Here is a 7072-nt window from a genome sequence, read left to right as displayed (position 1 = left end):
GTTATAGTACGGCGCATCCTGTCGCAAAATCTTCAGCAGTTGGCTTTCATCGAGCTGATAGTCCTCTTCCCTAACATTGTCAGTCAGGTCGATATAGTGCAAACCCCGCAGCACTGGCGGCATCCGCTCCGGGGGCGTTTCTCGCACCAATATGGGAATAATCCGCTTGTTCAGCAACAGGGCATACTCTAACTCCTGCTGGCAGTACTGGGAGTTCAGGGAATTAGGTGAAAGCAGGTAAACCACATTATCTGCTTGTTCGATGCCCCGCTCAATCGCATCCTCAAACGCTTCTCCGGTTTGAATATCGGTTTTGTTTGTCCAAACCGTAAAGCACTCCCGCCACAAGCTTTTGCGAATTTTATCCATCACCTGTGAATCTTCTTCAGCATGGGCGAGGAATACCTGAGTCATCAGGTTATTGCCATTCTTGATACTCTCGGTAACGAACTCGCTGTGCAAGTCAGTAGGGAGACAAGGGGCTTGTTCATCTTTGAATCGAATATTTAGCCATGCCTCAGCCTGCTTTCGTTCATCCCCAATCAGCAAATAGCGGGATTGTTTCTGATGTCGCTCCCATTCCAGTGCTTTAGCTAAAAAGTAAGTGTGCTGCTGTACATATTCCTGCTGCCGTTCGCACAGTTCCAGGAGTCCTGTCAGCGATGCCTCAAAGTCATCTTTCTCCTCACGGAAGTAGACCCAATTAATCTTACTGATTTCTGGGTGCATATTCTGAAAGCTAGTATGCAACCCTTTGGCTTTATACGCTTCCCAATCTTCAGCCTTACCAACAGGATTTCTTTGCTGCCAAGTTTCCTGGGTAATTTGCTCAACATGCAACAGCGGAATGATGCGTTTGTTGCGTTTAAGGGCTAGCTCAATCTCTTTGCCGCAATAGGGTGAATTGATCGAATGTGGCGCAATAACAAACAGAAAGTTATGTGCTTTTTCAATTCCATCATCAATTTGCTTTTGATAGTCTACGCCTAGGGGGATGCCCTCTTTGTCAAACCACACATTTAAACCTTGTTCGACTAAGCGAGCATGAAGTTTAATCGCAAAATTTAAACTATCAGCTCGCCCATAGGAAATGAAAACATCAAATAACTGATTCATCTCCTCACTAGCGGCGATAAATGCCTTGTGCAAACTGGTAGCGGCAGTCTGCTTGTGGCTTTGTTCGCTCTGCTTTAGCCAGTTTTGGGCTTTTGCCAACTCACTGCCTTTGAGTAACAGCGTCTTCGGTTGGTCTTTTCGATCCCATTTCAGCGCTTTAACCAGTAAAATTTTATGCAGCTCGTAGTACCAAGCCTCTTCCTTCAGAACATTCAGAAGCTTGTCCGCTACTGTGCGATACTGGGTTTCATCGTCATGTACAGTGAAGTCAATAAACTGAAGCGATCGCTGCTCTGGCGGGATATCATCTAAATCCGTTGGCTCAATCAGTACAGGAATAATGTGTTTGTTCAGTTTGCTAGCATAGGCAATTTCTTGTTGGCAATACTGTGATTTCAAGGAGTTTGGCGAAATTAAATAAACCAGATTGTCGGCTTCTTCAATACCCCGGTTGATGACTTGCTGAAACTCCGTCCCAGTTTTGATATCCGTCCGGTTCGTCCAGACTGTGAAGCCGTGTCGGATTAAGGTTCTGCGAATTTTTTCTGTAACGGCTATATCTTCCTCAGCATGGGAGAGAAACACCTGAGTCATCAAGTTATTGGCACTCTTGATACTCTCGGTAATAAACTCACAATGCTCATCAGTTGGAACACAAGGAGGTTGCTCATCCTTGAATTGAACCTTGAGCCACGCTTGAGCCTGCTGGCATTCTTCCCCAACGAGCAAATAGCGAGACTGCTGCTGATTGCGTTGCCACTCCAGCGCTTTATCTAAAAAGTACGTGTGTTGATAGACATAGGTTTTTTGGCGCTCAACAATCTCTAGGAGTCCCGCCAACGACTGCTCAAAGTCATCCATTCCCTCACGAAAGTAAACCCAGTTAATCTTACCGATCACTGGGTGCATGTTCTGATAGCTCTCATGTAGTCCTTTCGCTTTATACGCTTCCCAATCTTCAGGGGTACCCTTAGGATTTCTCTGCTGCCAAGTTTCCTGATTAATTTGCTCAACGTGCAACAGCGGAATAATTCGTTTATTGCGCTTCAGTGCTAGCTCAATTTCTTTGCCACAATAGGGCGAATTAATCGAATGTGGTGCAATGATAAATAAGAAGTTATGCGCCTTCTCGATGCCATCATCAATTTGGTTTTGAAAATCGACCCCAAGGGGAATATCATTTTGGTCAAACCAGACTTTTAACCCTTGTTTCAGCAAGCAGGCATAAAGTTTTGTAGCAAACGCTTTACTATCTGCTCTCCCGTAGGAGATGAAGGCATCAAACAAATTTTTCATTTTCAGGCAGTTGCACAAAACTCAGAACAAAGCGTCTCAACCCTGGTTAAGACGATGAATATAATCTGCCTTTGGAAAGATGAAACGTCAAGGGCGATGGCTACTTTGTCTAAGACTATAGCGTTTTTCAATTCAAGGCAATACAAATCGTTTAAGGGCACGATATATCGTGACCCTACCTGTGGTGTACTCAGTATTCCAGCCGTTACATTATCGTCAGCGACATCAACTCCTCTGCGATCTCGAAGTTGGCGGTAACACTTTGCCGATCGTCCAAGTCTTCCAAAGCATCTATCAGCTTGAGGAGCGATCGCACTTAATTGTATTTGTACATTTAGCGCGATCGCACTTTATCTTCTCTTCCGATGTTGATGCTCTCGCTTCATTTTTTCAATACATTCACAGGATTGCTCAACAAAAAATAACCCCGCTTTTCTAATAGCGGGGGAAAATTAATTAGGCTTTGCTCAGAAAATTTTTGAAAAGGTTCTCTGTAACTAACTTACTTTTTCATTTTTGAACTGGTCGTAGGGTGTTTGCGGCGTGTTGTATGCTTTACCCTCTTCTTTGTGGCTTTAACACCTTGATGCTGTTTAATGGTAGGTGTACCATTTACAGTTTTAGTCATGTGAGTTTCGGATTTAACCGGACTAGCCTGAACACCTGAGGTAGAGAAAGCCATCGGAGCCGCAAAGGCGAAAGCGAGGGCTAAAGCGGTAGCAACCTTTTTCATTGGAGATTTCCGTATCAATGAACCAACAAGATAACTATCCAATGAAGACATGACAGGATTATGTCAAACCTATGAATTTTCTATGTCTGTAGTCTCTACTCTTGCACCCAGCTCAACCACCTTAAGTCCTCTGCTATCTCAAAACTCGCTATGGCATTTTGCAACTCCTCCAAGTCTTCTAATGTCTCCATCAACCCATTCGCCAGGGCTTAAATTGACACCGATGGGTATGCCGTGCGCCTACAAGGGTGTATCTCTCACCCCTGCTACTTTTGAGTACCAATCCCGTCGCAGAGATGCTTATCGCCCTCTTCTACCTCAGAGTTGTACTTCAGATAATTCCCTCCCAAAGTACAAGCATTCTGCATGAGTGAATCTAGAGTTAAATCTGCTAAACTCACTCCGTTTTCTTAGTGTGTCAGAAATGTTAGTCTGGGTCTTCTACTGACCTTAGTAGAGACTTTATACACGACTGTTCCTCCACTAGCCTTACCAGGCCCTTGCACCAAAGCAGAAGATGATGGGGATCTATCTAAGATAATCCTAGCTGCTGCCACTTGAAATGGAACGGACTGGGATAAAAGCGACTCTCTCTCTGCTTCATCAATCGATTCATTAATTAGTTGATTTAATGTATTACCTGGAAATCTATGGGTGATTTGTTTATAGGTAAGTCTGTTATCCTTCTTATCACCCTTATCTCTAAGAGCATTTATGATGACAGCAAAGAGTTCTGCATTGTAGTACTCTTTATCTACCTTAACGCCCCATCGATCAACTCGACCACAAACATGCAATAAATTTGCCGTTCACTGTATCTATTCAAGTTTTTCTTTCTAGGGTAATTATTGATTTATTGGAAGCAATTTTCAAAAGAGAGAAATTCCTGGGAGTGAGCGGGATAGCTACTCAGACTAAGTACCAACCCAAGCACCAATGCAACAACCAATTGGGTAAATTTTCTGAATGCCATCATTAATCCTCTAGTGGTTAATTCCATTATATAGAGCGCGATCGCTTGGGTCTAAGGTTGGACTATTCTGTAAGTAATTTCTGATCCAGGCACAACTGTTTGTCAGTAATTCATCCAATGACAAGTCCCGAATCAACGCATTGCCAACTTTACTAGACCTTAAATTCCAAATGATGACCGTTTTATCTCGACTAGCAGAGGCCAAAGTGGTAGATAAACGATCTATCTTTGTGAAAATTTCAAAAAAAGAAAAATTTCCTCCAACGAGTGGGAACCAAGATGAACCCACTGTGTAGAGGAAAGCTCTTAGGTTTTTGTATTCTAGGCGCTACACCATCGTCAGTGACATCAACTCATCTGCCATCTCAAAGTTTGCCGTCACACTTTGCACATCGTCCAAATCTTCTAGAGCATCCATCAACTTGAGAAGCGATCGCGCTAAATCTGGATCAGTCACTTCTATCGTATTACTCGGAATCCAACGCAACTCGGCTTCACGCACCGGCAAGCCTTTTTCCTTCAAGGTTTGATTCAGGGTTTCCAGATTGCTGACTTCGGTAAACACCTCTGCTAGCGGGGTGTCCTCCTCCTCCTCAGATAGCTCATACGTCTGTGCACCCCCCTCCAAAGACGCTTCCAACAGCTGCTCTTCCGCCACAGCACCAGCTAGAATAACCACGCCCTTTTGCTCAAACATCCAGGAGACACAACCTGTCTCACCGAGATTACCCCCATTTTTGGTGAACGCCGCCCGCAAATCAGCCGCCGTGCGATTGCGATTATCTGTCAGCGCTTCAATCAAAATGGCGACACCGCCAGAGCCATAACCTTCGTAGCGAATTTCTTCGAGATTATCGTTATCGTTGCCCAGTTGCCCAGAGCCTTTAGCGATCGCACGATCAATATTGTCATTAGGAATTCCAGCCGCCTTTGCTTTATCAATAGCGGTACGCAGTCGGAAATTACCTTCCGGATCGGGGACACCCATGCGAGCCGCAACAATAATTTCCCGTGAGAGTTTAGCAAAGGTTTTCCCCTTTACTGCATCCACTCTCGCTTTCTGACGCTTAATATTCGCCCATTTACTGTGTCCTGCCATAGCTTCAAAACTGAATCGATGTTCTCGGCAAAAGATAACTCTTGCGCCTGTGTCTGAGGTACATTTCCGAGTTTACCCAATTTGGTAGGCTATTCTTCTAGGGACTAGGAGCCAGTGAACAGCAGACCTCTGGCAAAAGTAGATTTTCGCCCCTCTAGGGGGTGTTTTCAAACCCTTTGATCCCCCCCAGCCCCCCTTAAAAAGGGGGGAGAATCAACTCATAAGTCCCCCTTTTTGAGGTGGATTTAGGGGGCATTCTTTATCCCCATTTTTGCAAAGCTTGTCGCAGTGCCCCTTCAGGAACAGTCTCAAGATTGAAGGGTTTGCCAACTGAAACTCGTTCCAATGCTTCAAAAAACGCCTTTACCCCTGCTGCTGGCCCATCTGGATGATCCATAATTCCAGTACCTGCATTGAGAATCACATTCTGACCGTAATCTGCCAATGCCTTGGGTACAATACCGGGATGAATGCCCGCAGACGGAACGGGAAAGACATTACGCGATCGCAAATTATCTCGAATTCGCCCTTCCTCTTGTGCGTCAAACGGCAAACTCCCGTAATGGGCAGGATACAGCACCGCATCCGCTCCACAATGCCCCATCAGCGTTCCCAACACCACCGAGTAAGCCATACCGTAGTCGGGGGCAGCACACAAAGCCCCCGCTAAGGCGGGATGGGCAAAAATCGGCACGTTAATCTCTGAGTCAGAGGCTAGGGCATCCAGTACTGAGAATCCGTAGGTTAGGACGTTGAGTAGTAAGGCGTTTGCCCCCTCTCGCACCAAAAGACGCGCTTTCTCAATTAACTTGTCCGCTGCACCCGTCACATTCACGGCATAAAGTACGGTGCGCCCTGTTTGCTGCTTCACCTCATCGAGTACCTGGCGGCAAGCTTCCAGCCGTTTCAGTGTTGGGGCAACCTCCAAGTCTCCCATAATCTCATCATCTTTAATAATGTCCAGCCCCACACTCGCCACCTCTTGCAAAATTGCTGCATGGTCATCGGCAGAAAGTCCCAGTGCTGGCTTGAAAATCGCCATAATTAAAGGGCGATCGCACACTCCCAACCGTTCCCGAATTCCTGTAATGCCGACTTTGGGACGCCTGCCGTAGTGTTCTGGGAGACGCACCGCCATGACTTTTGCCGCCCCTGCCATCGAGTATTTGCCAAAAATCATGGTTAGGAGACTGGGGATATCGTTCTCTACATTGGCTTCGGGAAAACGGATCGTGGCAATGCTGGAACCATCAGGTTGAGTAATACCGCTGACGAACTCACCCAGATGCGATCGCAACATCTCCTCTCGATGGGCAAAACGTGCATCCCAGGTACCAACTGTTTGCCCAACTGCAATGACTTTGGCTTGCTTTTGGGCATCAACACCGGGAGGGAAACGGTAATCAACTTCAATGGTCATTTTAAAGACTGGAATTAAGGACGGGAAGGTACAAGCGAGTTTGAGATTTTTAGGCTTTTATCGATTTTCTCACCAAAGCTCCGCTTTCAAAGGCAGAGTTTAGAGCTTTTATAAAGGTATAGCTGATGACTGACTTATTGCTGACTTAGTACTTATTTGCCTAAGTGAAGTGGGCATCAAGGTTATGATGCATGGCAGATTCGCTCAGTGATGAGTTATGTCGCGATCGCTAAAGGTTTCCCCACAGTACATCGAACAGGTTAAATCAGCTCTCAAGCGGAATGGTTTTGCTCGGCAAATAGACCTAGCTAAGGATTTACAACTATCTAGATCCACTGTCTGGGGCTTTCTTAATGGTAGAGCCGTTGATTATCTAAATTTTTATGAACTTTGCCAGAGATTAGGTCTAGATTTGCAAAAAATAGCTGATTTTGA

General features: G+C 45.5%; 4 protein-coding genes and 2 pseudogenes. 1 reads left to right on the top strand and 5 read right to left on the bottom strand.

What is annotated here, in order from left to right; translation table 11 throughout:
- The 5 genes and pseudogenes from V6C93_RS18705 to V6C93_RS18685 all read right to left on the bottom strand — a co-directional run.
- Positions 1-2412, bottom strand: a 2412-nt coding sequence (locus tag V6C93_RS18705) for a toll/interleukin-1 receptor domain-containing protein (RefSeq protein WP_333478180.1), incomplete at its 3' end; no start/stop codon positions are given.
- 205 nt (positions 2413-2617) lie between these two features.
- Positions 2618-2725: pseudogene (locus V6C93_RS38340) on the bottom strand (YebC/PmpR family DNA-binding transcriptional regulator); the annotation flags it as partial.
- Between the two features lie 189 nt (positions 2726-2914).
- Positions 2915-3145: a hypothetical protein gene (locus tag V6C93_RS18695; RefSeq protein ID WP_333478178.1), complete on the bottom strand. Its 231-nt coding sequence runs from the start codon at positions 3143-3145 to the stop codon at positions 2915-2917.
- Positions 3146-4446: 1301 nt separating this feature from the next.
- A complete protein-coding gene (locus tag V6C93_RS18690; RefSeq protein ID WP_333478177.1) occupies positions 4447-5217 on the bottom strand; it encodes a YebC/PmpR family DNA-binding transcriptional regulator in 771 nt (256 codons plus the stop codon).
- Between the two features lie 259 nt (positions 5218-5476).
- Positions 5477-6637, bottom strand: coding sequence for a RuBisCO large subunit C-terminal-like domain-containing protein (locus V6C93_RS18685; RefSeq protein WP_333478176.1), 1161 nt, complete (start codon positions 6635-6637; stop codon positions 5477-5479).
- Positions 6638-6854: 217 nt separating this feature from the next.
- On the opposite strand from V6C93_RS18685, the pseudogene V6C93_RS18680 reads away from it, so the two are divergent.
- Positions 6855-7072, top strand: a pseudogene (locus tag V6C93_RS18680) (DNA-binding protein); the annotation flags it as partial.

The organism is Allocoleopsis sp., from assembly GCF_036703385.1.
Taxonomy (GTDB): domain Bacteria; phylum Cyanobacteriota; class Cyanobacteriia; order Cyanobacteriales; family Coleofasciculaceae; genus Allocoleopsis.
The sequence above is the reverse complement of the archived record's forward strand: the minus strand, read 5'-3'. Positions and strand labels throughout refer to the sequence as shown.

What these genes read in the sequence shown, in the direction of transcription:
- V6C93_RS18695 (WP_333478178.1), bottom strand. Translation starts at nt 3,145, where the DNA reads ATGAAAAAGGTTGCTACCGCTTTAGCCCTCGCTTTCGCCTTTGCGGCT.
- V6C93_RS18690 (WP_333478177.1), bottom strand. Translation starts at nt 5,217, where the DNA reads ATGGCAGGACACAGTAAATGGGCGAATATTAAGCGTCAGAAAGCGAGA.
- V6C93_RS18685 (WP_333478176.1), bottom strand. Translation starts at nt 6,637, where the DNA reads ATGACCATTGAAGTTGATTACCGTTTCCCTCCCGGTGTTGATGCCCAA.